General features: G+C 62.4%; 21 protein-coding genes. 16 read left to right on the forward strand and 5 right to left on the reverse strand.

All coding sequences use genetic code 11. The features are described 5' to 3' along the window. The first annotated feature begins 33 nt into the window (after positions 1-33). From ppsA to HA052_RS01885, 3 genes are all read left to right on the forward strand, one after another. Positions 34-2,421: a phosphoenolpyruvate synthase gene (gene ppsA / locus HA052_RS01875; RefSeq protein ID WP_081544264.1), complete on the forward strand. Its 2,388-nt coding sequence runs from the start codon at positions 34-36 to the stop codon at positions 2,419-2,421. Between the two features lie 137 nt (positions 2,422-2,558). Continuing rightward, a complete protein-coding gene (locus HA052_RS01880; RefSeq protein ID WP_146176563.1) occupies positions 2,559-2,981 on the forward strand; it encodes a hypothetical protein in 423 nt (140 codons plus the stop codon). Between the two features lie 49 nt (positions 2,982-3,030). Beyond that, positions 3,031-3,378: a NirD/YgiW/YdeI family stress tolerance protein gene (locus tag HA052_RS01885; RefSeq protein ID WP_081544266.1), complete on the forward strand. Its 348-nt coding sequence runs from the start codon at positions 3,031-3,033 to the stop codon at positions 3,376-3,378. A gap of 76 nt (positions 3,379-3,454) precedes the next feature. On the opposite strand, the gene HA052_RS01890 is transcribed toward HA052_RS01885, so the two are convergent. Together HA052_RS01890 and HA052_RS01895 are read right to left on the reverse strand one after the other, a co-directional pair. Further along, the gene (locus tag HA052_RS01890; RefSeq protein WP_176219445.1) at positions 3,455-4,045 is read right to left on the reverse strand and encodes a thiol peroxidase; all 591 of its coding nucleotides are present in this window, start codon (positions 4,043-4,045) and stop codon (positions 3,455-3,457) included. Positions 4,046-4,171: 126 nt separating this feature from the next. Then, positions 4,172-5,506, reverse strand: coding sequence for a dicarboxylate/amino acid:cation symporter (locus tag HA052_RS01895; RefSeq protein ID WP_166450572.1), 1,335 nt, complete (start codon positions 5,504-5,506; stop codon positions 4,172-4,174). 278 nt (positions 5,507-5,784) lie between these two features. On the opposite strand from HA052_RS01895, the gene HA052_RS01900 reads away from it, so the two are divergent. Continuing rightward, entirely contained in the window at positions 5,785-6,510 is a 726-nt protein-coding gene (locus HA052_RS01900) for a substrate-binding periplasmic protein (RefSeq protein ID WP_166450573.1), read from the forward strand. 25 nt (positions 6,511-6,535) lie between these two features. On the opposite strand, the gene HA052_RS01905 is transcribed toward HA052_RS01900, so the two are convergent. Further along, on the reverse strand, positions 6,536-7,138 hold the full coding sequence (locus tag HA052_RS01905) for a MarC family protein (RefSeq protein ID WP_019100349.1): 603 nt from the start codon (positions 7,136-7,138) through the stop codon (positions 6,536-6,538). 196 nt (positions 7,139-7,334) lie between these two features. Then, a complete protein-coding gene (locus HA052_RS01910; RefSeq protein ID WP_081544269.1) occupies positions 7,335-7,628 on the reverse strand; it encodes a DUF1484 family protein in 294 nt (97 codons plus the stop codon). A 794-nt stretch (positions 7,629-8,422) separates the two neighbouring features. Here HA052_RS01910 and HA052_RS01920 point away from each other — a divergent pair. Further along, positions 8,423-8,803, forward strand: coding sequence for a type II toxin-antitoxin system HicB family antitoxin (locus tag HA052_RS01920; protein ID WP_240937247.1), 381 nt, complete (start codon positions 8,423-8,425; stop codon positions 8,801-8,803). Positions 8,804-8,895: 92 nt separating this feature from the next. Here the strand turns inward: HA052_RS01920 and HA052_RS28115 are convergent, their stop codons facing one another. After that, a complete protein-coding gene (locus HA052_RS28115; protein WP_166450574.1) occupies positions 8,896-11,643 on the reverse strand; it encodes a THUMP domain-containing protein in 2,748 nt (915 codons plus the stop codon). A gap of 126 nt (positions 11,644-11,769) precedes the next feature. On the opposite strand from HA052_RS28115, the gene mutY reads away from it, so the two are divergent. The 11 genes from mutY (at position 11,770) to HA052_RS01980 (ending at position 23,703) form a co-directional block, all read left to right on the forward strand. Continuing rightward, the gene (mutY, locus tag HA052_RS01930) at positions 11,770-12,810 is read left to right on the forward strand and encodes an A/G-specific adenine glycosylase (protein ID WP_166450671.1); all 1,041 of its coding nucleotides are present in this window, start codon (positions 11,770-11,772) and stop codon (positions 12,808-12,810) included. Positions 12,811-12,854: 44 nt separating this feature from the next. Then, the gene (locus tag HA052_RS01935) at positions 12,855-15,059 is read left to right on the forward strand and encodes a RelA/SpoT family protein (protein WP_081544272.1); all 2,205 of its coding nucleotides are present in this window, start codon (positions 12,855-12,857) and stop codon (positions 15,057-15,059) included. A gap of 453 nt (positions 15,060-15,512) precedes the next feature. Beyond that, on the forward strand, positions 15,513-16,280 hold the full coding sequence (deoC, locus tag HA052_RS01940) for a deoxyribose-phosphate aldolase (protein ID WP_166450575.1): 768 nt from the start codon (positions 15,513-15,515) through the stop codon (positions 16,278-16,280). Positions 16,281-16,381: 101 nt separating this feature from the next. Beyond that, positions 16,382-17,707 carry a thymidine phosphorylase gene (gene deoA / locus HA052_RS01945; RefSeq protein ID WP_166450576.1) on the forward strand — a complete coding sequence of 442 codons (1,326 nt, stop codon included), beginning with the start codon at positions 16,382-16,384 and terminating at the stop codon, positions 17,705-17,707. 15 nt (positions 17,708-17,722) lie between these two features. Next, positions 17,723-18,937: a phosphopentomutase gene (locus tag HA052_RS01950; RefSeq protein WP_166450577.1), complete on the forward strand. Its 1,215-nt coding sequence runs from the start codon at positions 17,723-17,725 to the stop codon at positions 18,935-18,937. A 70-nt stretch (positions 18,938-19,007) separates the two neighbouring features. Continuing rightward, positions 19,008-19,718 (forward strand): purine-nucleoside phosphorylase, encoded by a 711-nt coding sequence (deoD, locus tag HA052_RS01955; RefSeq protein WP_081544276.1) that lies wholly within the window; start codon positions 19,008-19,010, stop codon positions 19,716-19,718. A 499-nt stretch (positions 19,719-20,217) separates the two neighbouring features. Further along, on the forward strand, positions 20,218-20,646 hold the full coding sequence (rplM, locus tag HA052_RS01960; protein ID WP_081544277.1) for a 50S ribosomal protein L13: 429 nt from the start codon (positions 20,218-20,220) through the stop codon (positions 20,644-20,646). 15 nt (positions 20,647-20,661) lie between these two features. Further along, complete coding sequence (gene rpsI, locus HA052_RS01965) at positions 20,662-21,054, forward strand: 30S ribosomal protein S9 (protein WP_019102900.1); 393 nt, start codon at positions 20,662-20,664, stop codon at positions 21,052-21,054. Between the two features lie 156 nt (positions 21,055-21,210). Then, a complete protein-coding gene (argC, locus tag HA052_RS01970) occupies positions 21,211-22,239 on the forward strand; it encodes an N-acetyl-gamma-glutamyl-phosphate reductase (protein WP_166450578.1) in 1,029 nt (342 codons plus the stop codon). A gap of 217 nt (positions 22,240-22,456) precedes the next feature. Beyond that, positions 22,457-22,789, forward strand: a complete 333-nt coding sequence (gene erpA / locus HA052_RS01975) for an iron-sulfur cluster insertion protein ErpA (RefSeq protein WP_019102898.1) — start codon at positions 22,457-22,459, stop codon at positions 22,787-22,789. 62 nt (positions 22,790-22,851) lie between these two features. Beyond that, entirely contained in the window at positions 22,852-23,703 is an 852-nt protein-coding gene (locus HA052_RS01980) for a CheR family methyltransferase (protein WP_166450579.1), read from the forward strand. Positions 23,704-23,764 lie beyond the last annotated feature (61 nt).

A 23,764-nucleotide genomic window follows, 5' to 3' on the forward strand; every position in this document is an offset into this window, starting at 1 on the left:
CTATCGTCCCAATCCAACACAGGAAGTGAAGTGATGGCTGAGAACTACGTCATCTGGTTCGAGAAACTGCGCATGACCGATGTGGAGCAGGTAGGCGGCAAGAACGCCTCCCTTGGTGAAATGATCAGCCAGCTGGCCGGCTCCGGGGTTCGCGTCCCAGGCGGCTTTGCCACCACGGCGCAGGCTTACCGGGATTTTTTGCAGCACAACGGTCTGGCCGACAAGATCAGCGCCGCACTGGCCAATCTGGACATCGACGATGTCAGCGAACTGGCCCGAATCGGCAAGGAAATCCGGCAATGGATCATCGACACCCCGTTCCCCGCCAAGCTTGATGCCGATATCAAAGAGGCCTGGGATCAGATGGTGGCCGATGCCGGCGGCGCCGATATCTCCGTTGCAGTTCGCTCTTCCGCCACCGCCGAAGACCTCCCCGACGCCTCGTTCGCAGGCCAGCAAGAAACCTTCCTGAATATCCGCGGCCTTGACAATGTCAAGGATGCGATGAAACACGTTTTCGCCTCCCTCTACAACGACCGCGCCATTTCCTACCGTGTGCACAAAGGCTTTGAGCACGACGTAGTGGCTCTGTCCGCCGGCGTGCAGCGCATGGTGCGTTCCGACTGCGGCGCGGCCGGCGTGATGTTCACCATTGACACGGAATCCGGCTTTGAAGACGTGGTGTTCATCACCGCGTCTTACGGCCTGGGCGAAACCGTGGTGCAGGGCGCGGTGAACCCTGACGAGTTCTACGTACACAAGCCGACGCTGAAAGCCGGCCGTCCGGCGGTGCTGCGCAAGACCATGGGCTCCAAGCTGATCAAGATGGAGTTCACCGACGCCTCGCAAGCCGGCCGCTCGGTGAAGACCGTGGACGTGTCCCCGGTGGAGCGTCAGCAGTTCTCCATCAGCGACGCCGAAGTGGCCGAACTGGCCGAATACGCGTTGATCATCGAGAAGCACTACGGTCGTCCGATGGACATCGAGTGGGGCCGCGACGGCCACGACGGCAAGCTCTACATCCTGCAGGCCCGCCCGGAAACGGTGAAGTCGCAGGAAGACCGCAAGGACACGCTGCGCCGCTACCGCCTGAACAGCAAATCGCAAGTGCTGTGTGAAGGCCGCGCCATCGGCCAGAAGATCGGCCAGGGCGTGGTGCGCACCATTAAGGACGCGTCCGAGATGGACCGCGTCAAGCCGGGCGACGTGCTGGTCACCGACATGACCGACCCGGATTGGGAACCGGTGATGAAACGCGCGGCCGCCATCGTCACCAACCGCGGCGGCCGTACCTGCCACGCGGCCATCATCGCGCGCGAGCTGGGCATCCCGGCCGTGGTGGGCTGCGGCGACGCCACCCAGGTGCTGTCCGAAGGCATGAAGGTCACCGTATCCTGCGCCGAAGGCGACACCGGCAACATCTACGACGGCCTGCTGGACGTGGAAGTAATCGATCTGGAACTGGACAAGATGCCCAAGGCCCCGGTCAAGATCATGATGAACGTCGGCAACCCGGAATTGGCCTTCGACTTCGCGCAGCTGCCGAACGAAGGCGTGGGCCTGGCGCGCATGGAGTTTGTGATCAACCGTCAGATCGGCATTCACCCGAAAGCGCTGTTGGAGTTCGACAAGCTGCCGGCGGATTTGAAAGCCACCATTAGCGACCGCATCGCCGGCTACGCCAGCCCGGTGGACTTCTACGTCGACAAGATCGCAGAGGGCGTGTCCACATTGGCCGCCGCCTTCTATCCGAAAAAGGTCATCGTGCGCATGTCCGACTTCAAGTCGAACGAGTACGCCAACCTGATCGGCGGTCAGCTGTACGAGCCGCACGAAGAAAACCCGATGATCGGCTTCCGCGGCGCCGCGCGCTACGTGGCCGAATCCTTCCGCGATTGCTTTGAACTGGAATGCCGCGCCATCAAGAAAGTGCGCGACGTGATGGGTCTGACCAATGTGGAAGTGATGATTCCCTTTGTGCGCACCCTGTTCGAAGCCGAGCAAGTGGTGGAGATTCTGGCGGCCAACGGCCTCAAGCGCGGTGAAAACGGCCTGCGCCTGATCATGATGTGCGAGCTGCCGACCAACGCCGTGCTGGCGGACAAGTTCTTGCAGCATTTCGATGGCTTCTCCATCGGCTCCAACGACATGACCCAGCTGACGCTGGGCGTGGATCGCGACTCCGGCGGCCCGATCGCTTCTACCTTCGACGAGCGCAACGAAGCGGTCAAAGCCATGTTGCACATGGCGATCCAGGCTTGCCGCAAGCAAGGCAAGTACATCGGCATCTGCGGACAAGGTCCGTCCGATCATCCGGACTTTGCCAAGTGGCTGGTGGAAGAGGGCATCGAAACCGTGTCCCTGAACCCGGACACCGTGGTGGAAACCTGGCTGTACCTGGCGCGTGAACTGAACAGCTAAGTTCACCCTTCCGTCGCTTTCCAACCGCCCGCTTGCCGGGCGGTTTTGTTTTGTCCGGCGCTTCTTGCAAGCGGCGGGCGCGGACGCGGGGCTATGCTTGAGCGCATCGATTCATGAACGCCAATAGGAAGCCCGTCATGCAGTTATTTCGTAGCACTCCCGTCAAAGCCTCGTTGGACATCGTCATCCCGCGTTACCTGGACGCCAGGCCGGCCAAGGAGGCCTCCGCACTGGCTCAAGTGCTGACCGCCTGCTCCAATCGCGCGTTGGAACAAGGCGTGTATCCGGATCTGGGTGCTTTGCGCGCCGATTGCCAGCGCTGGGGCGCCATTGTCGCGGGCAGCCGGCAATTCAATAATCGCCAAGGCGCGGAGCTGGATGGGAAGCTGGATCGCCTGGGCGCGGCGCTCAAGCAATCCTTGCAAGGCATTGAACAACGGATTCAGGCCGAAGGCCGGCACTACGGCGATAGGCTGCAATTGGCCAAGCAGGGCTACGCGGTGGATCTGGAGCCTTCCCGGCGCGTATTGGGCGACAAGCTGGCTTTAAGTTTCGGTTAAGGCTGCCGTGTTGTAATCCAGACATCGACAACACACTAGGAGTCCAAACATGAAAGCCATCACCGTTCTGCTCACCGCCGCCGCCTTGTCTCTGCCGTTCGCCGCTCAGGCGGAATTCGCCGGCCCCGGCGTGCCGGCCGCCGTTACCACCGTGGCCGCCGCGCAAAAAGCCGCCGACGATACCCCGGTGACGCTGGAAGGCAAGATCGTGCGTCAGATCGACCAGAAGCGTTACGAATTCCGCGACGCTACCGGCACCATGACGGTGAAGATCAGCCAGAAACGCCTGCCAGCGAAAAAGTTCGACCACAACAGCAAGCTGCGCATTGTGGGTGAAGTAGACAAGGAACTGACTTCGACCAAGGTGGACGCCAAGCTGGTGGAAGTTTTGCCGTAAGCCGCTTTTCCCCCGCTCAACGCGAACGGGCCCGGCACTGCATGAGCAGGCCGGGCCCTTGTCGTTATTGGGGGGCTTACTGTGACGGACCTTCGTCCTTCAACTGCTCCTCATGCTCCAATTCTTGTTGCGCCTCCAGCGCCTGCTCCTCGGCTTCGCGCAGCAAGTGGTTGATCTTTTCGAAGTCGAACAGGTCCTGGGTATTGCGCAGCCGCTCGGCGTAATGAATGATGTTGCTGCCGTCGGCCAGCAGCAGGGCGGGGGCGGTGTAGCCGCTGAGCGGATATTCGCGGATCAACACCCCGTAATGTTTGTGGAAATCGCGGCCGCGCAGCGTGGACAACAGAGTAACGTGGGGCAGGCCATGCTCGCGTCGGGCACGCGCCAGAGAGGACGGCGAATCCACGGTGATCACCACCAGACTGATTTGCGGCCAGCGTTCCAGGAAGCGCCGCGTCTCTTGCAGCAGGTATTGGCCGCCATGCTCGTATTCGTCCAGCGAGAGCAAGGTCAGAATCAGCTTGGGCACGCCGCCCAGGCCTTCCAGCGACACGTCCTGCTTACCGTCGCCCACCAGCATGAAGCTGGGCAGATAGGCGCCCACCTCAGGGAAGTCCCCCTCCACCGGCAACAATTCATCGCCGTATTGCAACATGAAGTCGCTCATTCTCGTCTCCCTATGCCCATTCTTCTATCGTGGACTACATGGCGGCAAAATCAAGCCGCCGTTTTGCTATGAGCATAAAAAAAAGCCCGCGCGGACGCAGGCTGTAAGGGCTGGGAAAACAAAAGCTTAGGATTGAGCGGCTTCCGCGGCGGCCAATTGAGCGGGCAGCGGCGCGGCGGCCGGCTCCTCCGGCAGAACCGGCTCGCCGGCCAGCACGCGGCGCATGCGTTCTTCGTCCAGCGCCTTCTCCCAGCGCGCCACCACGATGGTGGCCACGCCGTTGCCTATCAAATTGGTGATGGCGCGGGCTTCGGACATGAAGCGATCGATGCCGATCAGCAGCGCCAGGCCGGATACCGGCAGTTTGCCGCCCAGCGTGGCCAGCGTGGCGGCCAGGGTGATGAAGCCGCCGCCGGTCACCGCCGCCGCGCCCTTGGAGGTCAGCAGCAGCACGCCCAGCAGGCCCAATTCCTCGGCCAGCGTCAGGTCCACATTGGTGGCTTGGGCGATGAAGATGGCGGCCATGGTCAGATAGATGGAGGTGCCGTCCAGATTGAAGGAGTAGCCGGTGGGAATCACCATGCCCACCACCGGTTTGGAGCAGCCCAGGTTTTCCAGCTTCTTCATGATGCCCGGCAGCGCGGATTCGGAGGAAGACGTGCCCAGCACCAGCAACAGTTCTTCCTTGATGTAGACCAGGAAGCGCCACAGGCTGAAGCCGTTGAGTTTGGCGATGGTGCCCAGCACCACGAAGACGAAGGCGAAACAGGTCAGGTAGACGCAGAGCATCAGGAAGCCCAACTGCTTGAGCGAACCCACGCCGTACTTGCCGATGGTGAAGGCCATCGCGCCGAAGGCGCCGATGGGGGCCAGCTTCATCAGCATATTGATCACGCCGAACAGAGCATGGGAAAACTCGTCCAGAATGTGGACGATGGTCTTGCCGTTGTCGCCCATCTTGGTCAGCGCCAGGCCCAGCAGCACCGAGAAGGTCAGCACCTGCAGGATTTCGCCGTTGGCGAACGCGCCCACCACCGTATCCGGAATGATGTGCATCAGGAAATCAATACTGCTCATTTCCTTGGCGTTGGCGGCGTACTTGGCCACCGAGTGCGCGTCCAGCGTGCTCGGGTCCACATTGAGGCCGGCGCCGGGTTTGAGCACATTCACCACCACCAGGCCGATCACCAGCGCCAGCGTGGTGACGGCTTCAAAGTAGAACAGTGCTTTCACGCCCACGCGGCCCACTTCCTTCATATCGCCCATCTTGGCGATGCCCACCACCACGGTGGCGAAGATGATGGGAGCGATCATCATCTTGATCAGTTTGATGAAGGCGTCGCCCAGCGGCTTCATCTTCGCGCCCAGATCGGGAACGAAGGCGCCAAGCATCACGCCGAGGAAAATGGCCAGCAGCACCTGGAAATAAAGGCGCTGGTAAAGAGGGGTTTTGGTTCGCATCGTGATCCCTGTAGCGTTGTCTGACTCCGGCGCGGGGGGGCCGAAGTTGTTATGCAAGCAAAAGCGGGCTCTTAATGGCCCATGACTGCGGATGCTAGCAAGAGGAGGGGCGGCGACGAATTGCCGATATCCCTATGCGGGATATCCCCAACACGAACCAAATCGCGCCTGCGCGTCGGCATGGCCGCGCTGTTTTGGCGGAGGCAAGGCTCCATCCGAGCCGTCAGCTTCTATGCTTGGAAGACGCATCGTCAGAATCCAGCAAGAGGCTTGCCGCCATGAAGTTTGCATTTGTCTACCTAGCCCTGTTGTTGGGCGCGCTCTCCGCCAGCGTCCTGGCGGAATCGGCATCGCCTCGCCTCCGTTTGCTGACCGAGGACTACCCGCCGTTCAATATCGCGCTGGAGGAAGGCAAGATCGGCGGCCTGTCCACCGACATCCTGCGCGAACTGTTTCAGCGCGCGGGCATTCCGTACAGCATGGAATTGCTGCCCTGGCTGCGCGCCTACGCCATCGCTCAGCAGGAAGACAATAGCTGTGTTTACTCGACCTCGCGCACGCCCAGCCGGGAGAGTCAGTTCAAATGGGTGGGGCCGCTGGTCAGCAACTCCTGGAGCCTGTTCGCCGGCCCTCACAGCCCGGCGGGCGTGGCCGCGCTGGACGACGCGCGCGGCTACACCATAGGCAGCTACAAGGGCTCGGGGATGTCGCAGTATCTGGCCGATCTGGGTTTCAAGCTGGAGCTGGCGAGAGCGGACGATTTGAACGCCAGAAAGCTGGTGGCCGGCCATATCGACTTTTGGGCCAGCGGCGAGTTCAGCGGCGCCTACATCGCCTCCGCCAACCGGCTGCCCATCCGACTGCTGTTCAGCTTCAACACGGTGCAGATGTATCTGGCCTGCAACCCGGGAATGGATGAGCGCATCGTGCTGAAGCTCAACAAGACGCTGCTCAATATGCAGCGCGACGGCGTGGTGGACGCGCTGCGCAAACATTACCGTTAGGCTGGGCCGCCTAGGAGCGCGAAGCTCAGTGGAATTGTTTGATGTAGGACGCCACGCCGCCCAATAGCATCTCAATCGAGATCGCGGTCAGCACCAGGCCCATTAGCCGCTCCAGCGCGGTGATCGCCTGCTCGCCCAGCAGCTTTTGCAGCTTGCCGGAGAAGAGAAACACCAGCAGCGTCACCAGCATGCAGATGGTCAGCGCCCCCAGCCATTCCAGCATCCGCTCCGGTTCGCGGGTGGACATCAGCAGCACGGTGGCCATCGCCGACGGGCCGGCGATCAACGGCACGGCGATCGGCACGATGAAGGGCTCGCCGTGCATCTTGTCGCCGCCGAACACGCTGCCCTCGCCGGGGAAGATCATCTTGATGGCGATCAGGAACAGGATCACGCCGCCGGCCACCCGCATCGAATCGTCGGTCAGATGCATCAGGTCCAGAAAGTTGCGGCCAAAGAACATGAAGGCGGACAGCACCAGGAAGGCGATCAGGCATTCGCGGTAGACCACGCGGCGGCGGCGTTCCGGTTTGACCTGCTTGAGCGCGGCGATGAACAGCGGAATATTGCCCAGCGGATCGGTGATCAGGATCAGCAGGACGGTGGCGGACAGGAAAGAGGTTTGCATGGTGTGTGCTTGCAGCGTTGAGTGGTGTCAATGGCGCGCAGGCCCTGTGCGTAAGGCTCTGGATTTTTAAGCGCGCGTCCGGGCGGGATTATCTCACGGCGATGCCGAATGGGTTAGTCCGGATTGCGACGGTTTTATTCGTTTGGCTTGCCGCCTCAGTCTGCCCGCCAGGCGGGGCTGGCGGGCGTTGACGAGATCAGCTCAGTTCCTGCAACGCTTCATAAGCCTGTTGCAAGCGGCGGGCAAAGGGTTCGAGCAGACAATACACCTGCTCGCGCTCCAGATGCTCGATCTCGGACTGGTCCAGCAGCGTCAGCAGCCCGGCCAGCGCGCTGCTGATCTGGCCCAGTTCCAGCGAGGCGGTGTGACAGATGTCGTGGACGTGTTGGCTGCATTGCGCCAGCCGTTCCAGTTCGGGTTTGCAGAGGCGCTGCGCGTGCAGCTGCTGGATCAGGCGGTCTAGTTCGATGAGGCTGGGGATGGGATTCATGGCTGCGCCTCCGGAAGCGGGGCGCGGGCTGGCGTGTCGCGGGGCGGGGGATAGCTGAACAAGGGTAGAACCAACATGGGGAACGCTCCTTTTTCGTGGTTCGCCTGCGGGCTCGCTCTCAAACGGGCTGGCAGGCGCGTGACGAGGTTGAGAGACCGGGGAAAAAGGAAGCCGGTAGGCCGTAAAGGCCTCCCCGCCACGGCCCGCCGGATGGCGAAGCAATAGCGTTCTGGACGCGACTGCATACGCAGTGGCATCCCCTTTTTCCCTTTATATGGGCTCTCACACCCAGCGCCGTTAAGTGAAACGGCACGCGGCGATTGTTGCCGATGGGCTGGGTGGGGTCAAGCGGCAGCGTCCAGCTGTGCTGTGTTGTCGGTCTTATTCGATGATATTGATTTTGGTACTGATTTATGGTATCAGTTGAGTGTGAAACGAAAACACTTGATCACCTTGCAGTTGATCTTCACGCGTCCAGTCAGCGCCAATATCCGGTGGAGCGATATCGAGGCTTTGTTTCAGGAGCCGGGTGTAGAGCCTATTCACGATCTCGCGAGCTAGAGCGAGACAAGGCGAAAGTGGCTGAGAAAGCGGAATGTACATTTGGTACATGAGCATTTCGAAGCCGGTTTCAACGCCGTATCGCCGACGCGCAGCAGTTCGTGAATAGGGTCTGAGATTGAGGAGCGTGAAGGGAGGGATATCTGCGTTGCCTTATTCGGCGTGGTGAGGGTGTTTCATCGGCCCCATCCTTCTCCGGATACGGACAAAGGCGCGGTGGCCGCAATTAGAAAATGGCTGGAAACCAACGGGGTGACACCATGAAGAATATTCTACAGATTGAAGGCTACCGAGCTGTGATCAGCTATGACCCGGAAATCGACATGTTTCGCGGCGAGTTTCTGGGCTTGAGCGGCGGAGCGGATTTTTATGCAGGCGATGTCGCAAGCCTCAAACGAGAAGCCGAAATATCGCTGCGCGTGTATCTGGACGCATGCCGCGAGAAGGGGCTGCAGCCTCTTAAAACCTATTCGGGAAAATTCAATGTGCGCATTGCGCCGCGCTTGCATGAAATGGCGGCGGCAGCGGCGTCGGCCGAGTCCAAGAGCTTGAACGAGTGGGTGGAGGCGGCGATCGAGGAGCGGGCGGAGGCCATGGACCTCAAAACGGCTTAAACACCGCATGGTTCAATCTTGGGGCACTCCGCGGGAGTGCTCCATGAAAAACGGCGAGCCATGGCTCGCCGTTTTGCTGTCCGCGCGCGGTGTTACTCCGCGGCGTGATCGTCCTGCTCGATGGTTTCGGCCTGCTCGCCCGGTTTTTCCTTGCGGGCGCTGCCTTCCACCATATTGATAACGAACAGCCGGCATTGCAGCGAGCCGTTGTACAGCGGGGTGCGGCGCTTGGGCGACAGATGGATCAGCTTGGCCAGGCGCAGGTCGCCGCTGAACAGGTTGGCGTGCCAGCCGGCGAAGTGGGCCTTCAGCCAGTCGCCCAGCAGCGGATACCACTCGGCCAGCTGGTCCAGTTCGTCCATGCGCACGCCGTAGGGCGGGTTGGCCACCAGGATGCCGTTTTCGCCGTTGGGACGAGCGTCCAGCACGTCCATCGCCTTCAGTTCCACCAGGCCGGAGAGGCCGGCGCGTTCCAGGTTGTCCTTGGCGACGTTGATGATGGCCTGGTCGCGGTCGGAGCCGTTGATCGCCAGCTTGACCAGCGGTTTTTCCGCGTGCTGGGCGTCCAGCAGCAGTTTTTCCCAGCTGGCGGAATCGAAGCCGCGCAGTTTCTGGAAGGCGAATTTGCGTTGGCGGCCCGGCGCGCGGTTGAGCGCGATGTCGGCGGCTTCCACCAGGAAGGTGCCGCTGCCGCACATCGGGTCCAGCAGCGGCTGGCTGCCGTTGTAGCCGGTCAGCATCAGGATGCCGGCGGCCAGGTTTTCACGCAGCGGCGCGTCGCCGGTTTCCTGGCGCCAGCCGCGCTTGAACAGCGGTTCGCCGCTGGTGTCCAGGTAGATGGTGGCGCTGTCTTCGGTCAGGAACACATGAACGCGCACGTCCGGGTGGCGGGTGTCGACATTGGGCCGGCCCAGTTGCGCCTGGCGGAAGCGGTCGCAGATCGCGTCCTTCACCTTCAGCGAGATGAAGTCCAGGCTCTTGAAGTGGCAGCGGATGGCGTCGGTCTTCAGCTTGATGCTGTTGGACACGTCGAACCAGCGCGGCCAGTCCACGTTCATCGCCAGGCGGTAGATGTCTTGTTCATTGCGGTAGCCGCCCTGGGCCAGTTGCAGCAGCACGCGGCTGGCGGTGCGGCTGTGCAGGTTGGCCGCCATCAGCAGATCGCGGTCGCCGGCGAAGGCTACGCCGCCGTCGGCGGCGGCGATGTCGCGCGCGCCCAGGCCGCGCAACTCGTCGGCCAGAATGGCTTCCAGGCCGCGCGGGCAGGGGGCGAACAAGGACAGCACGCTGTCGCGCACCTGGGTCAGGCTCGGGGCCTGGCGTTCGGACGGCGTGTGCCGCGGCGCGTCGGCGTAGCGGTGTTCTCCGCGGGTTTCCACGCGGTGTTGGTCGCCCAGCGGCTTCAGGCTGCCGGCGCCGGGTTTGCCGAACTGTTGGCGAGTTTCGCCTTCACGACGCTCGTGGCGCGGGCGTTCTTCCTGTTGCCATTGACGCGGCGCGCGTTCGGCGTCGTCGCGGCGGACGTCGTTGTCGCGGTAGGACGGTTTGCTGAACAGCTTGCGCGTGCCGCCCTCGCTGCGTTCGGCCGGCTCGCCTTGCGGCCGGTCCTGGCGCGGCGCTTGTTCGGCGTCGTCGCGGCGGCTGCGGTTGTCGCGTTCGGCGGATTTGCCGAACAGTTTGCGTGGGCCGCCCTCGTCGCGTTCAGCCGGCTCGTTTTGCTGCCACGGCTTGCGCGGTGCTTGCTCGGCGTCGTCGCGGCGGAAACGGTTTTCGCGCTCGGCGGACGGGGTGAAGGGCTTGCGTTGCGCTTCGTCGTGGCGTTCGTCATGCTGGCGCTCTTGCCACGGTTTGCGCGGCGCGTCGTCGCGGCGATCGCCATGTTGACGTTCTTGCCATGGCTTGCGCGGGGCGTTGTCGTGACGCTCGCCGTGCTGGCGTTCCTGCCACGGTTTGCGCGGCGCTTGTTCTGCGTCGTCGCGACGGAAGCTGTGGTCGCGGTTGGCCTGCTTGCCGAACAGTTTGCGCGGACCGCCCTCGCCGCGTTCCGCCGGCTCGTTTTGCTGCCACGGCTTGCGCGGGGATTGTTCGGCGTCGTCGCGGCGGAAGCGCTGCTCTCGGTCGGCGGACGGGTTGAACGGTTTGCGCGGCTGATCCACGTGGCGTTCGCCGTCGCGTTGTTGCCAGCGCGGTTTGCCTTGCGGCGCGCCTTGTTCGCCGTCCCGCTCCAGATGCAGCGGTTTGCGGCCGGACGGGCCGCGGTCGCGGCTGTAAGGCTTGCGTTCTTGTTCCACGTCCGCGGCGGCGTTCAGCGGTTTGCGGCCGGATGGGCCGCGGTCTCGGCTGTAATCGCGCGGCTCGCGGTCTTCGCGGTGATGGAAGGGCTTTTTGGGGCCGCTGCCTTGCGGGCGCTCTTCGCCGTCGCGGGCGAAGCTGCGTGGCTGCCAGTTGTTGCCGCGCTCTTTATTGAAGCGGTCCTGCTTGAAATTATCTTGGCCTTCGTTGCGTTCAAAGCGCTGCTGGCCTTGCGGGCGGCGTTCGTTGCCATAGGGCTTGTCGCGCCCGGCCTGTTGGTCGCGTCCTTGGTAGGGGCCGCGCTTGCCGCCGTCTCGCGGGGCTTGTCCCTGTCCTGGGCCGCGGTCTTGCCAGTTGGGCTTGGCGTTGCCTGGGCGCGGGCCGGAATAGGGCGCGCGCGGCGAGGCGTCGGCCGAAGGCGCTTTCTTCTGGATCACGGGGCTTTTACCGGCCGGGCTGTCTCCGCCTGCCGGCGAACTGGCCTCATTGTCGCGGCTATTGAAATCGCGGCGCATATTGGCACGCTGGCGGGAACGGAAACTGGACATGGAACTTCCTTGAGTAAGCAGACTTTTAAGCAATTCTTTGATTTTAACTTATTTGTCCGGAGGCTGCTTGGTGACAGCGAGGGTTTCCGCTACCATATCCGGTTCGATTCAAGATGATAGATGATGTTGCACAGCTCATTCGCCGCGCGGCTGACCGCCTGGCAAAAAACGCATGGACGCCATGATTTGCCGTGGCAGGTCAGCGACCCGTACCGGATCTGGCTGTCCGAGATCATGCTGCAGCAGACCCAGGTCAAAAGCGTGCTGGAATATTACCCGCGCTTTCTCGCCCGCTTTCCGGACGTGGCGGCCTTGGCCGCCGCGCCGCAGGAGGATGTGCTGGCGCTGTGGAGCGGCCTGGGCTATTACAGCCGGGCGCGCAATCTGCACAAGGCGGCGCAGATGGTGATGGCCGAGTTTGGCGGCGGCTTCCCGGCCGAGCGCCAGCAACTGGAGCGCCTGCCCGGCGTGGGGCGTTCCACCGCCGCGGCAATCGCTTCTTTCGCTTTTGGCCAGCGGGAGACCATTCTGGACGGCAACGTCAAACGGGTGTTGACCCGTTGCTTTGGCATTGACGGCTTTCCCGGCGAGAAGGCGGTGGAGCAGCGCTTGTGGCGGCTGGCCGAAGACCTGCTGCCGCGGGAGGCGGCGCTGATGAGCGCCTACACTCAAGGTTTGATGGACTTGGGCGCCACGGTGTGCAGCCGCGGCAAGCCGGCCTGTACCGTCTGCCCTATGGTGGATGGCTGTGTGGCGGCGGGGGAGGGACGCACCGGCGAACTGCCGACGCGGCGGCCGAAGAAAACGGTGCCCACGCGCCATACGGTGATGCTGCTGGCCACGCACGAGGACAAGGTATGGCTGCTGCGGCGACCGCCTTCCGGTATTTGGGGCGGGTTGTTGTCGCTGCCGGAGTTCGAGACCTCGATGCAGGCCGAGGACTGGCTGCAGCGGGCGGGGCAGGGCGACGTCTTGCCGGCCTGGCCGGAGTTGGAACACGTGTTCACGCATTATCGTTTGATCATTACGCCGTTGCCGGCGCGCCTGGATGGCTTGAACGGCGGCGCGGCGATGGAGGACAGCGGCCAGTGGCTGCCGTTGGCGGAAGCGCCGGACGCCGGTGTGCCCGCGCCGGTGCGCCGGCTGTTGTTGCGCTTGGCCGAGTAGCCGGGCGCTGTCGAAACACGATTTGATTGAGTTACTGGGTTGATATGGTTTCCGTAGTTCGTTCGATGGCTGACACCCTGGCAGACGCGGCTAATCCGCAGCGCTGGCTGGAGGGCTTGTCTTCTTCGCTCAGCGGGGAAGAGCAGGCGATGCTCACTCGCGCCTTTGACGAGGCGCGCGCCTTGTACTGCGGCAAGACCATGGCCCAGACGGGCGAGGACTTGTTCAACCACGCGGTGGCCGCCGCCGCCATCGTGGCGGATCTGAACCTGTTGCCGGACGCCATCGTCGCCACCTTGATGTTCGCCGCTTCGGATTACCGCGAGGATTGGCAGGTCTGGCTCTCCGAAACCTTCAACCCCACGGTGGCGGTGCTGGTGGAAGGGGTCAACGGCGTGCGCCGCATCACCGAGCTGGCGCGTATCGACAAGCTTTCCACGCCGGAGGAGCGCGCGCGTCAGGCGGAAACCATGCGCAAGATGCTGCTGGCCATGGTGGCGGATATCCGCGTGGTGTTGATCAAGCTGGCCTGGCGCACCCAGACCATGCACTACCTGGCCGAGGTGGCGGACGAGACGGTGCGCCGCCGCATCGCCACCGAGACGTTGGACCTGTTCGCGCCCCTGGCCAACCGCCTGGGGGTGTGGCAGATCAAGTGGGAGCTGGAGGACCTGGGCTTCCGCCATACCGAGCCGGACAGCTACAAGCGCATCGCCAAGCTGTTGGACGAGCGCCGGCTGGAGCGCATCGATTATATCGACCGGCTGCTGAACACCTTGCGCGCGGAGCTGAAGAACGCTGGCGTGAAGGCGGAAGTCGCCGGCCGGCCCAAGCACATCTTCTCCATCTGGAAGAAGATGAAGAAGAAAAAGCTGGATTTCTGCGAGCTTTACGATATCCGCGCGGTGCGCATCCTGGTAGAGCGGCTGCCGGACTGCTACACGGCGCTGGGCATTATTCACGGGACCTGGCAGCCGATTCCGGGCGAGTTCGACGACTACATCTCCCACCCCAAGGCCAATAATTACCGCAGCCTGCACACCGCGGTGATCGGGCCGGAGGATAAGGCGGTGGAGGTGCAGATCCGCACTTTCGAGATGCACGAGCACGCCGAGTTCGGCGTGGCCGCGCACTGGCGCTATAAGGAAGGCGGCAAGGGCGACGCCGCCTATGAGGAGAAAATCTCCTGGCTGCGTCAATTGCTGGACTGGCGCGAGGAGATGTCGGACCGCGAAGGCCTGGCGGAGGCGTTCAAGACTGAGCTGTTCGCCGACACCATCTATGTATTGACGCCGCAAGGCCGGGTGATGGCCTTGCCGTTTGGCGCCACCCCCATCGATTTCGCCTACTCGGTGCACACCAATCTGGGCCACCGCTGCCGCGGCGCCAAGGTGGAGGGGCAGATTGTGCCCTTGTCCACGCCGCTGCAAAACGGCCAGCGGGTGGAGATCATCACCGCCAAGGAGGGCGGGCCGTCGGTGAACTGGCTGCACGACGGCTGGGTGAAGAGTCATCGCGCCATTTCCAAGATCCGCCAGCACATCCGCCTGCTCAACGCGGACACCGTGCGCGAAACCGGCAAGATGTTGTTTGAGCGCGAGCTGGCCCGCCACAGCCATATGCAACCCAATCTGGGGGCGCTGGCGGAGAAGTTGGGCTACGACAAACTGGAAGAAGTGTACGGCGCGCTGGGTCATGGCGAGCTGACCACGCGGGTGGTGTCCAACGCCATCGTCAGCTTCGCGCCGCCGCCGCCGGCGGACGTGGCGCCGGAAAGCCTGGTCAAGGCCAGCAAGGGCGGCCACGACGCGGGCGGGGTGCTGATCGAGGGCGTGGACAATCTGATGACGGTGCTGGCCAAGTGCTGCAAGCCGGCGCCGCCGGACGGGGTAATGGGTTTCGTCACCAAGGGGCGCGGCATTTCCATTCATCGTACCAACTGTCTGACTCTGAAAAAGCTGTCGGTGGAGGTGCCGGAGCGGCTGATCGCCGCCGAATGGGGAGATCAGCGCAGCAGCGTCTTCCCCATCGACATCGAAATCATCGCCATGGACCGTCCCGGCCTGCTGCGCGATCTGTCTGACGTGCTGTCGCGCGAAAAGTTGAATCTGATCGGCGTCAACACCCTGTCGCGCGACACTCGCGCCCGCATGCGCTTCACCGTGGAGGTGCGCCAGGTGCAGGACATCAGCCGGGTGTTGTCGCGGATGATGGAGTTGAGTGGGGTGCAGGAGGCGCGGCGTTTGTAAGAGCCTGTTCAAAGTCTGCTGCGCTTCGGCGATACGGCGTTGAAAACAACTTCGAAATGCTCATGTACCGCTTGTACATTCCGCTTTCTCAGCCGTTTTCGCCTTGTCTCGCTCTTGCTCGCGAGACTTTGAACAGGTTCTAAGAACCTGTTTACGATCTGCTGCGCGTCGGCGATACGGCGTTGAAAACAACTTCGAAATGCTCATGTACCGCTTGTACATTCCGCTTTCTCAGCCGCAACGCCTTGTCTCGCCTTAGCTCGCGAGATCGTCAACACGTTCTAAGGCGCGGCCGAGTTTGCGTTGGCACAAGTTCACCGTCGCTGTGCATTGCTTTGACTTGAAGAAATTTTCATAATGGGTTTTTTGCGCCGCCGCCCGCCGGTGGCGTCGAGGTTTTGGAACGCTTGGCGAGCGCGCCTGGCCGTTTCTCATTGAAAGGTTTGTTAGCTCATGTCCGAACTGATCGCCGCGGCGCGCCGCGCCCTGTCCCTGATGGATCTCACCACGCTGAACGACGACGACACTAACGACAAAGTCGCCGCACTGTGCCGCAAGGCCAAGAGCGAAGCCGGCACCGTGGCCGCGGTCTGCGTGTATCCGCGCTTCGTGCCCATCGCCAAGAAAACCTTGCGCGAGGCCGGCTGCCCCGAGGTAAAAGTGGCCACCGTCACCAACTTCCCGGCCGGCGACGAGGACATCTCCATCGCGGTGGCGGAAACCCGCGCCGCGATCGCCTACGGCGCGGATGAGGTCGACGTGGTGTTCCCGTACCGCGCGCTGATGGCCGGCAACCGCGAGGTGGGCGCGCAACTGGTGGCGGCCTGCAAGGACGCTTGCGAAGGCAAGACGCTGAAAGTCATCATCGAAAGCGGCGAGCTGAAGGACGAGGCGCTGATCCGCGAGGCCAGCCTGATCTCGATCCAGGCCGGCGCTGATTTCATCAAGACCTCCACCGGCAAGGTGCCGGTGAACGCCACGCTGGAAGCGGCCGGCGTGATGTTGTCCGCCATCCGCGAAACCGGCGGCGCTTGCGGCTTCAAGGCGGCCGGCGGCGTGCGCACCGCGGCCGAAGCGGCGGAATACCTGGACTTGGCCGAACATCTGCTGGGCGCGGAATGGGTGAGCGCGGAGCGCTTCCGTTTCGGCGCGTCCGGCCTGTTGGGCAATTTGCAGGCGGAAATTCAAGGGGGAGAGGTCAAGCCGATTAGCGGCTATTGATCGCTCGCTGTTTCAAACAATGGCCGTGGCGTTGGGTCCCGGCCATTATTTATTGCACGCGGCGGGTTTCGCCGCGGCAGGCGCAAGGCAGGGAGAATGCCATGTTTTTGCCTCAGGAAATCATTCGCAAGAAACGCGACGGCCAGACGCTGTCGCAACAGGACATCCAGCAGTTCGTCGCCGGCATCACCGACGGCAGCGTGGCCGACAGCCAAATCTCCGCGCTGACCATGGCGGTGTACTTCAACGGCATGGCCCTGGAAGAAAACGTGCACATGGCGCTGGCGATGCGCGACTCCGGCCGCCGCATGCAGTGGAGCGATCTTAATCTGCCCGGCCCGGTGGTGGACAAGCACTCCACCGGCGGCGTCGGCGACGTGGTGTCGCTGATGCTGGGGCCGATGGTGGCCGCCTGCGGCGGCTTCGTGCCCATGATTTCCGGCCGCGGCCTGGGCCATACCGGCGGCACGCTGGACAAATTGTCGGCGATTCCCGGTTACAACCCCTTCCCCAGCCCGGACGAGTTCCGCCGCGTGGTGAAGGAAGTGGGCGTGGCCATCATCGGCCAGACTTCGGACCTGGCCCCGGCCGACCGCCGCGTTTACGCGGTGCGCGACGTGACCGCGACGGTGGAATCGGTGGCGATGATCACCGCGTCTATCCTGTCCAAGAAACTGGCCGCCGGCCTGGACGCTTTGGTGATGGACGTGAAGGCCGGCACCGGCGCCTTCATGCCGACGATGGAGAAATCCGTAGAGCTGGCGGAACGCATCGTCAAGGTGGGCAACGGCGCCGGCGTGGCCACCAGCGCGCTGATCACCGAGATGAGCCAGCCGCTGGCTTGGACCGCCGGCAACAGCATAGAAACCCGCGAGGCGGTGCGTTACTTGAAGGGCGACGAACGCAATCCGCGCTTGCATGAAGTGACCATGGCGTTGTGCGCCGAGATGCTGGTGGTGGGCAAGCTGGCCAAGGACGAGGCCGAGGCGCGCGACAAGCTGCAGACCGCATTGGACTCCGGCCGCGCCGCCGAGATCTTCGGCCGCATGGTGGCCGCGCTGGGCGGCCCGGCCGACTTCATGGAGAACTATGATTCCCATATGGCGCCGGCTCCCATTGTGCGCCCGGTGCTGTCCGAACGCGCCGGCTTCGTCGGCGGCATGGACACCCGCGGCATCGGCATGGCGGTGTGCGCGCTAGGCGGCGGACGCCGCCTGCCCAGCGACGAGCTGGATTTCCGCGTCGGCTTGTCCCGCTTTGTCGAGCTGGGTCAGCGCATCGACGCCGGCGTGCCGCTAGCTTATATTCACGCGGCGGATGAAAACAGTTTCGCCGACGCGGAGCGCCGCCTCAAGGCGGCGATTCAACTGGCTGACGCGGCACCTTCCGCGCTGCCGCTGGTCTATCAAAAGATTCGCCAGCAGTAATCCCGGAGCGGCAATATGAAACGAGCCATCATTCTGATTCTGGATTCGCTGGGCATCGGCGCCGCCGCCGACGCCCAGCAGTTCGGCGACGCCGGCAGCAACACGCTGGGCCACATCGCCATGGAGGCGGCCGCCGGCCGCGCCAACGTCGGCCGCAACGGCGCGCTGACCCTGCCTAATCTGTCCCGCATGGGCCTGGGCCACGCCTGCCGCTTGTCCTCCGGTTATTTCCCGGAGGGCATGGACCCGGCTGAGCCCGCGGCGGCCTACGGCTACGCGCGCGAGCTGTCCAGCGGCAAGGACACCCCGTCCGGCCACTGGGAAATCGCCGGAGTGCCGGTATTGTTCGACTGGGGCTATTTCAGCGACCACGACAACAGCTTCCCGCAGGAACTGCTGGACGCCATCGTCGCCAAGGCCGAGCTGCCCGGCTATCTGGGCAATTGCCACGCTTCCGGCACCGAGATTCTGGACCGGCTGGGCGAGGAGCATATGAGGACCGGCAAGCCCATCTTCTACACCTCGGCGGATTCGGTGTTTCAGATCGCCTGTCATGAAGAGACGTTCGGGCTGGAACGGCTGTATCAGCTATGCAAGATCACTCGCGAACTGCTGGAGCCCTACAATATCGGTCGCGTCATCGCCCGTCCCTTCGTCGGCGAAGGCAAGGGCCAGTTCGTGCGCACCGGCAATCGCAAGGACTTGGCGGTGGAGCCGCCGGCGGCCACGGTGCTGGAAAAACTGGCCAAGGCCGGCGGCGACGTGGTGTCCATCGGCAAGATCGCCGATATCTACGCCCATGTCGGCATCACCCACAAGCACAAGGCCACCGGTTTTGACCAATTGTGGGACGCCACCCTGGGCGCGATGCGGGATCACCGCGAGCGGCCAGCCATCATCATGGCCAACTTCGTCGACTTCGACTCCAGTTATGGCCACCGCCGCGACACCGCCGGCTACGCCCGCGCGCTGGAGGAGTTCGACGCGCGTCTGCCGGAAGTGATGGCGGCGCTCGGCGACGACGATATTCTGATCCTGTCCGCCGACCATGGCTGCGATCCTACCTGGGAAGGCACGGACCATACTCGCGAACATATCCCGGTGCTGTGCTACGGCAAGAACGTGCCGGCCGGCTCGCTGGGCGAACGCGCCACCTTCGCCGACATCGGCCAGACCGTGGCGGCTCACCTGGGCCTGAGCCCTATGGATTACGGCCAGTCCTTCCTGTGAGACGCGGCTGAATGCAATACGCCCCGGCGTTGGCGCGTCGGGGCTCTTTTGAATTTGGAGACTAAAGACGATGGCGACCCCACATATCAACGCCCAACCGGGCGATTTTGCCGAAACCGTGCTGATGCCGGGCGACCCGCTGCGCGCGAAGATGATCGCGGAAACCTTCCTGGAAGACGCCAAGCTGGTGACCACGGTGCGCAATGTGTTCGGCTACACCGGCACTTACCAGGGCAAACGCCTGTCGGTGATGGCCCACGGCATGGGCATTCCGTCCGCCAGCATCTACACCACCGAGCTGATCAAGGATTACGGCGTCAAGAACATCATCCGCATCGGCTCCTGCGGCGCGGTGACGCCCGACATCAAATTGCGCGAGCTCTTCGTCGCCATGGGCGCGTCCACCGACAGCAAGGTCAACCGCATGCGTTTCAACGACCACGACTACGCCGCCATCGCCGATTACGACCTGCTGCGCGCCGTGGTGGACACCGCGGCGGAGCAGGGCAAGCCGGTGACGGTGGGCAATGTGTTCTCCGCCGACCTGTTCTACGGCGTGCAGCCCAATATGCTGGAAGTGCTGGACAAAATGCAGGTCAAGGTCATCGAGATGGAGCTGGCCGGCATCTACAGCGTGGCCGCGCAATACGGCGCGCGCGCGGTGGGCATACTGACCGTGTCCGACATTATCCCCACCGGCGAGGCCACCAGCGCCGAAGAGCGCCAAACCACCTTCCGCGACATGATGGAAGTGGCTTTGGCCGCAGCGATCAAGCTGTAAGCGTTTGCTGATTGTCTGACAGCGCGACGGGGCTATTGGGCCCCGTTGTCGCGTCGTGAGGCGAAAAATCGAGATAAAAAACAAGGTTGCCCGTAATTTGCATTGCGGTGCGGAGGTAAGTTTGGCGTTGATTTAACAGCGATTTTTGTTGCTGTGACGCAAAAAGCCACGTTTTATAGTGCGATGCACAAAAAGCCTTGCAATGAAGCCAGTCTATGCAGATAATGAAACCTGCATCAGGACGTGGCATGCAAAGTGTGCGTTTTGGTGTTGTCTCCTCCATCCTCCTTCTTTAGGTGGAACTTGGCGCAACAAAGCTAGATGTTGCGCTTTTTTTTTTGCCCTGCCGCCGTCAAACCCTTCATTCCAACCGCATTTCCCCCTCGGAGCGGGCATCTTCGCCCGACAACCGGATTTCTGTTGTCTCACAATGGTTTGACAGCTGGATCAGGGCTGTAATAGAATCCGTAACTTTCAAGAATTACGATGGAAGAGTTCCATGAAGACCTTTTCTGCCAAGCCGCATGAGGTTAAACGCGACTGGTTTGTGGTCGATGCCAACGACAAGGTTTTGGGCCGCCTCGCTGCTGAGATCGCCCATCGCCTGCGTGGCAAGCACAAGCCGGAATACACCCCGCACGTAGATACCGGCGATTTCATCGTCGTGGTCAACGTCGAGAAGCTGCGCGTTACCGGTGCCAAGGCACAAGACAAGAAGTACTACCGTCACTCCGGCTACCCGGGTGGTATCTACGAGCGCAGCTTCACCGAACTGCAAGACAAGTTCCCTGAGCGCGTTCTGGAAAAAGCCGTTAAAGGCATGCTGCCGAAGGGCCCGCTGGGTTACGCCATGATCAAGAAGCTCAAGGTGTACTCCGGTTCCGAGCATCCGCACACTGCTCAACAGCCGAAAGTGCTGGAAATCTGATTTTAAGGCGTAGAAATGAACGGTAAATACTACTACGGCACCGGCCGTCGCAAGAGCTCCGTTGCTCGCGTGTTCATGCAAAAGGGTTCGGGCCAGATCATCGTCAACGGCAAGCCGGTTGATGAATATTTCGCTCGTGAAACCGGTCGCATGGTAATCCGCCAGCCGCTGGCTCTGACCGAGAACCTCGAATCCTTCGACATTAAGGTGAATGTTGTCGGCGGCGGCGAAACCGGCCAAGCCGGCGCGATCCGTCACGGCATCACCCGCGCGTTGATCGACTTCGACACCGCTCTGAAGCCGGCTCTGTCCGCTGCTGGTTACGTGACCCGCGACGCTCGTGAAGTTGAGCGTAAAAAAGTCGGCCTGCGCAAAGCTCGCCGCGCCAAGCAGTTCTCCAAGCGTTAATTCGCCGAATTCTGTTTTCAAGAAAACCGCCTGCGTTTGTCAGGCGGTTTTTTCTTTGCCTGTCGTTTTCCTGCTTTCTCTCTCCCATATTGCAAGGCAGCATCTCAGTGCCTACACTGTTGTTTTTGCGACGCGCTTTTACATAAAGGAATGGGCATGATCAAGGTGGGAATCGTCGGGGGCACCGGCTACACGGGTGTCGAATTGCTGCGCTTGCTGGCAGGTCATCCGTCGGCGCGCGTGACCGCGGTCACCTCGCGCAAGGAGGCCGGCATGAAGGTGGCCGACTTGTTTCCCAGCTTGCGAGGCCGCATCGATCTGGCGTTTTCCACTCCCGACGAAGCCCGGCTGCAGGACTGCGATGTGGTGTTTTTCGCCACACCCAATGGCATTGCGATGAACGAGACGCGCGAACTGCTGGCCGCCGGCGTGCGGGTGGTGGACCTGGCCGCCGATTATCGGATCCAGGATGTCGCCGAGTGGGAAAAATGGTATGGCATGAGCCACGGCTCGCCGGATCTGGTGGCCGAAGCGGTGTACGGGCTGCCGGAAATCAACCGCGAGGCCATACGCGGCGCGCGACTGGTGGCGAATCCGGGCTGCTATCCGACCGCGGTGCAGCTGGGCTTCCTGCCCTTGATCGAAGCCGGCGTGGTGGAGCTGTCCAGCCTGATCGCCGACTGCAAGTCCGGCGTGTCCGGCGCCGGGCGCAAGGCGGAAGTGGGCGCCTTGCTGGCCGAGGCCGGAGATTCCTTCAAGGCTTACGGTGTGGCCGGTCACCGCCATTTGCCTGAAATCCGCCAGGGCCTGGGCCGTGCGGCCGCGCAGCCGGTGGGGCTAACCTTTGTGCCGCACCTGACGCCGATGATACGCGGCATCCACGCCACGCTGTACGCGCGGTTGAAGGCGGATGTGGACGTGCAAGCGCTGTTCGAGCGCCGCTACGAGGGTGAAGCCTTCGTCGACGTGCTACCGGCTGGCAGCCATCCGGAGACGCGCTCGGTGCGAGGCGCCAATGTGTGCCGCATCGCCGCGCACAGGCCGCAGGGCGGCGACACCGTGGTGCTGTTGTCGGTGATAGACAATCTGGTCAAGGGCGCGGCCGGTCAGGCGGTGCAGAACATGAACTTGATGTTTGGACAGCCGGAGCAGGCGGGGTTGGACATCGTTCCCTTGCTGCCATGAGACACCGGCGCATGCGTGGAAAGAACTAGTTCGCTTGAAGACTCGCCATCGGCCCCAATATCCGACTAAAATAGTGGGTGAATGCCGCTCTGCCGGCTTGAGAAGGGGTTTGAGAAACCGCAGCGCGCGCAGCCAGGCCGCTGGCGAACCGTTGGCGGGTTTCTCAAGGCCCCGGAACTGAATTGCGAGGTTTGACATGACTAATGCTGCAACTGAAATGCCGTCCCCGATCAACTTCAGCCAAAGCGCTTGTTCCAAGGTGCAGGAGCTGATCGCCGAGGAAGGCAATCCCGATCTGAAACTGCGCGTCTTCGTGACCGGCGGCGGCTGCTCCGGCTTCCAGTACGGTTTCACATTTGACGAAATCGCAAATGAAGACGATACCGCTATAGAGAGACAAGGCGTGACCTTCCTGGTGGATCCGATGAGCTACCAGTATCTGGTCGGCGCTGAAATCGATTATCAGGAAAGCCTGGAGGGCTCCCAGTTCGTGATCCGCAATCCGAACGCCACCACCACCTGCGGTTGTGGTTCGTCGTTCTCGGTGTGATCCGGACGCGGTAGAATACAGGCTCGGGCTATTGCCCGGGCCTTTTTTATGGGGACAACAAAATGAATAAGCTGCCACCCGTCGTCTTGCCGAAGATCGAATTCACGCGTGAATTCGCGTTTAGCGATGCCGACTTCGAGCGCATTCGCAAACTGATCTACAAGGAAGCGGGCATTTCGTTGAACCCGTCGAAGAAAGACATGGTTTACGGCCGCCTGGTGCGTCGCATCCGCGAGTTGAAGCTTCCCGGTTTCGCCGCCTATGTCGATTTCCTCGAGTCGATCAGCGGCAAGCGCGAGTTCGAACAGTTCGTCAACGCGCTGACCACCAATCTGACTTTCTTCTTCCGCGAAGAACATCATTTCCCGCTGCTGGCCGAGCATCTGAAGAAGAAAGCGACGGCCGGCGGAGAACTGGCGATCTGGTGCGCGGCCTCGTCCACCGGCGAAGAACCGTATTCGCTGGCGATCACCGCGCTGGAGGCGGTGCCGGGCGCGCGCATCAGCGTGTTGGCCACCGACCTGGACACCAGCGTGCTGGAAACCGGCCGCAAGGGCATTTACGCCGCCGACAAGGTGGCGCGCCTGCCGCCGGGCTACGCCGCCAAGTATTTCGACAAGCAGCCGGACGGCAGCTTCCAGGCCAAGGCCCAGCTGCGAAATCTGATCACCTTCCAGCGTTTGAACCTGGTGGAGAGCAACTGGTCGGTCAAGCGCCAGTTCGACGCCATTTTCTGCCGCAACGTGATGATTTATTTCGACCGCGACACTCAGTTCGGCGTGCTCAAGCGCTTTGCGCCGCTCTTGAAGCCGGACGGCCTGCTGTTCGTCGGTCATTCCGAGAATTTCTATTTCGCGTCGGACTATTTCCATCTGCGCGGCAAGACGGTTTACGAGCACGCGAAGAAGCCGTAACGGCAGATCGCGGCTGGCAAGGTCAATGGGCAAGAGGGTCTTGCCCATTGGCTTTTGTGGA

Source organism: Chromobacterium fluminis, assembly GCF_011602385.1.
GTDB lineage: Bacteria > Pseudomonadota > Gammaproteobacteria > Burkholderiales > Chromobacteriaceae > Chromobacterium > Chromobacterium fluminis.

Bases quoted from the DNA above. Each gene is read 5' to 3' on its own strand.
- HA052_RS01905 (WP_019100349.1), bottom strand. From the start codon at position 7,138: ATGCAAACCTCTTTCCTGTCCGCCACCGTCCTGCTGATCCTGATCACC.
- rplM (WP_081544277.1), top strand. From the start codon at position 20,218: ATGAAGACCTTTTCTGCCAAGCCGCATGAGGTTAAACGCGACTGGTTT.
- ppsA (WP_081544264.1), top strand. From the start codon at position 34: ATGGCTGAGAACTACGTCATCTGGTTCGAGAAACTGCGCATGACCGAT.
- deoD (WP_081544276.1), top strand. From the start codon at position 19,008: ATGGCGACCCCACATATCAACGCCCAACCGGGCGATTTTGCCGAAACC.
- deoC (WP_166450575.1), top strand. From the start codon at position 15,513: ATGTCCGAACTGATCGCCGCGGCGCGCCGCGCCCTGTCCCTGATGGAT.
- HA052_RS01980 (WP_166450579.1), top strand. From the start codon at position 22,852: ATGAATAAGCTGCCACCCGTCGTCTTGCCGAAGATCGAATTCACGCGT.
- HA052_RS01900 (WP_166450573.1), top strand. From the start codon at position 5,785: ATGAAGTTTGCATTTGTCTACCTAGCCCTGTTGTTGGGCGCGCTCTCC.
- HA052_RS01890 (WP_176219445.1), bottom strand. From the start codon at position 4,045: ATGAGCGACTTCATGTTGCAATACGGCGATGAATTGTTGCCGGTGGAG.
- deoA (WP_166450576.1), top strand. From the start codon at position 16,382: ATGTTTTTGCCTCAGGAAATCATTCGCAAGAAACGCGACGGCCAGACG.
- HA052_RS01920 (WP_240937247.1), top strand. From the start codon at position 8,423: ATGGCTGGAAACCAACGGGGTGACACCATGAAGAATATTCTACAGATT.
- erpA (WP_019102898.1), top strand. From the start codon at position 22,457: ATGCCGTCCCCGATCAACTTCAGCCAAAGCGCTTGTTCCAAGGTGCAG.
- argC (WP_166450578.1), top strand. From the start codon at position 21,211: ATGATCAAGGTGGGAATCGTCGGGGGCACCGGCTACACGGGTGTCGAA.
- HA052_RS01895 (WP_166450572.1), bottom strand. From the start codon at position 5,506: ATGCGAACCAAAACCCCTCTTTACCAGCGCCTTTATTTCCAGGTGCTG.
- HA052_RS01885 (WP_081544266.1), top strand. From the start codon at position 3,031: ATGAAAGCCATCACCGTTCTGCTCACCGCCGCCGCCTTGTCTCTGCCG.
- HA052_RS01880 (WP_146176563.1), top strand. From the start codon at position 2,559: ATGCAGTTATTTCGTAGCACTCCCGTCAAAGCCTCGTTGGACATCGTC.
- HA052_RS01910 (WP_081544269.1), bottom strand. From the start codon at position 7,628: ATGAATCCCATCCCCAGCCTCATCGAACTAGACCGCCTGATCCAGCAG.
- HA052_RS01935 (WP_081544272.1), top strand. From the start codon at position 12,855: ATGGTTTCCGTAGTTCGTTCGATGGCTGACACCCTGGCAGACGCGGCT.
- HA052_RS01950 (WP_166450577.1), top strand. From the start codon at position 17,723: ATGAAACGAGCCATCATTCTGATTCTGGATTCGCTGGGCATCGGCGCC.
- HA052_RS28115 (WP_166450574.1), bottom strand. From the start codon at position 11,643: ATGTCCAGTTTCCGTTCCCGCCAGCGTGCCAATATGCGCCGCGATTTC.
- rpsI (WP_019102900.1), top strand. From the start codon at position 20,662: ATGAACGGTAAATACTACTACGGCACCGGCCGTCGCAAGAGCTCCGTT.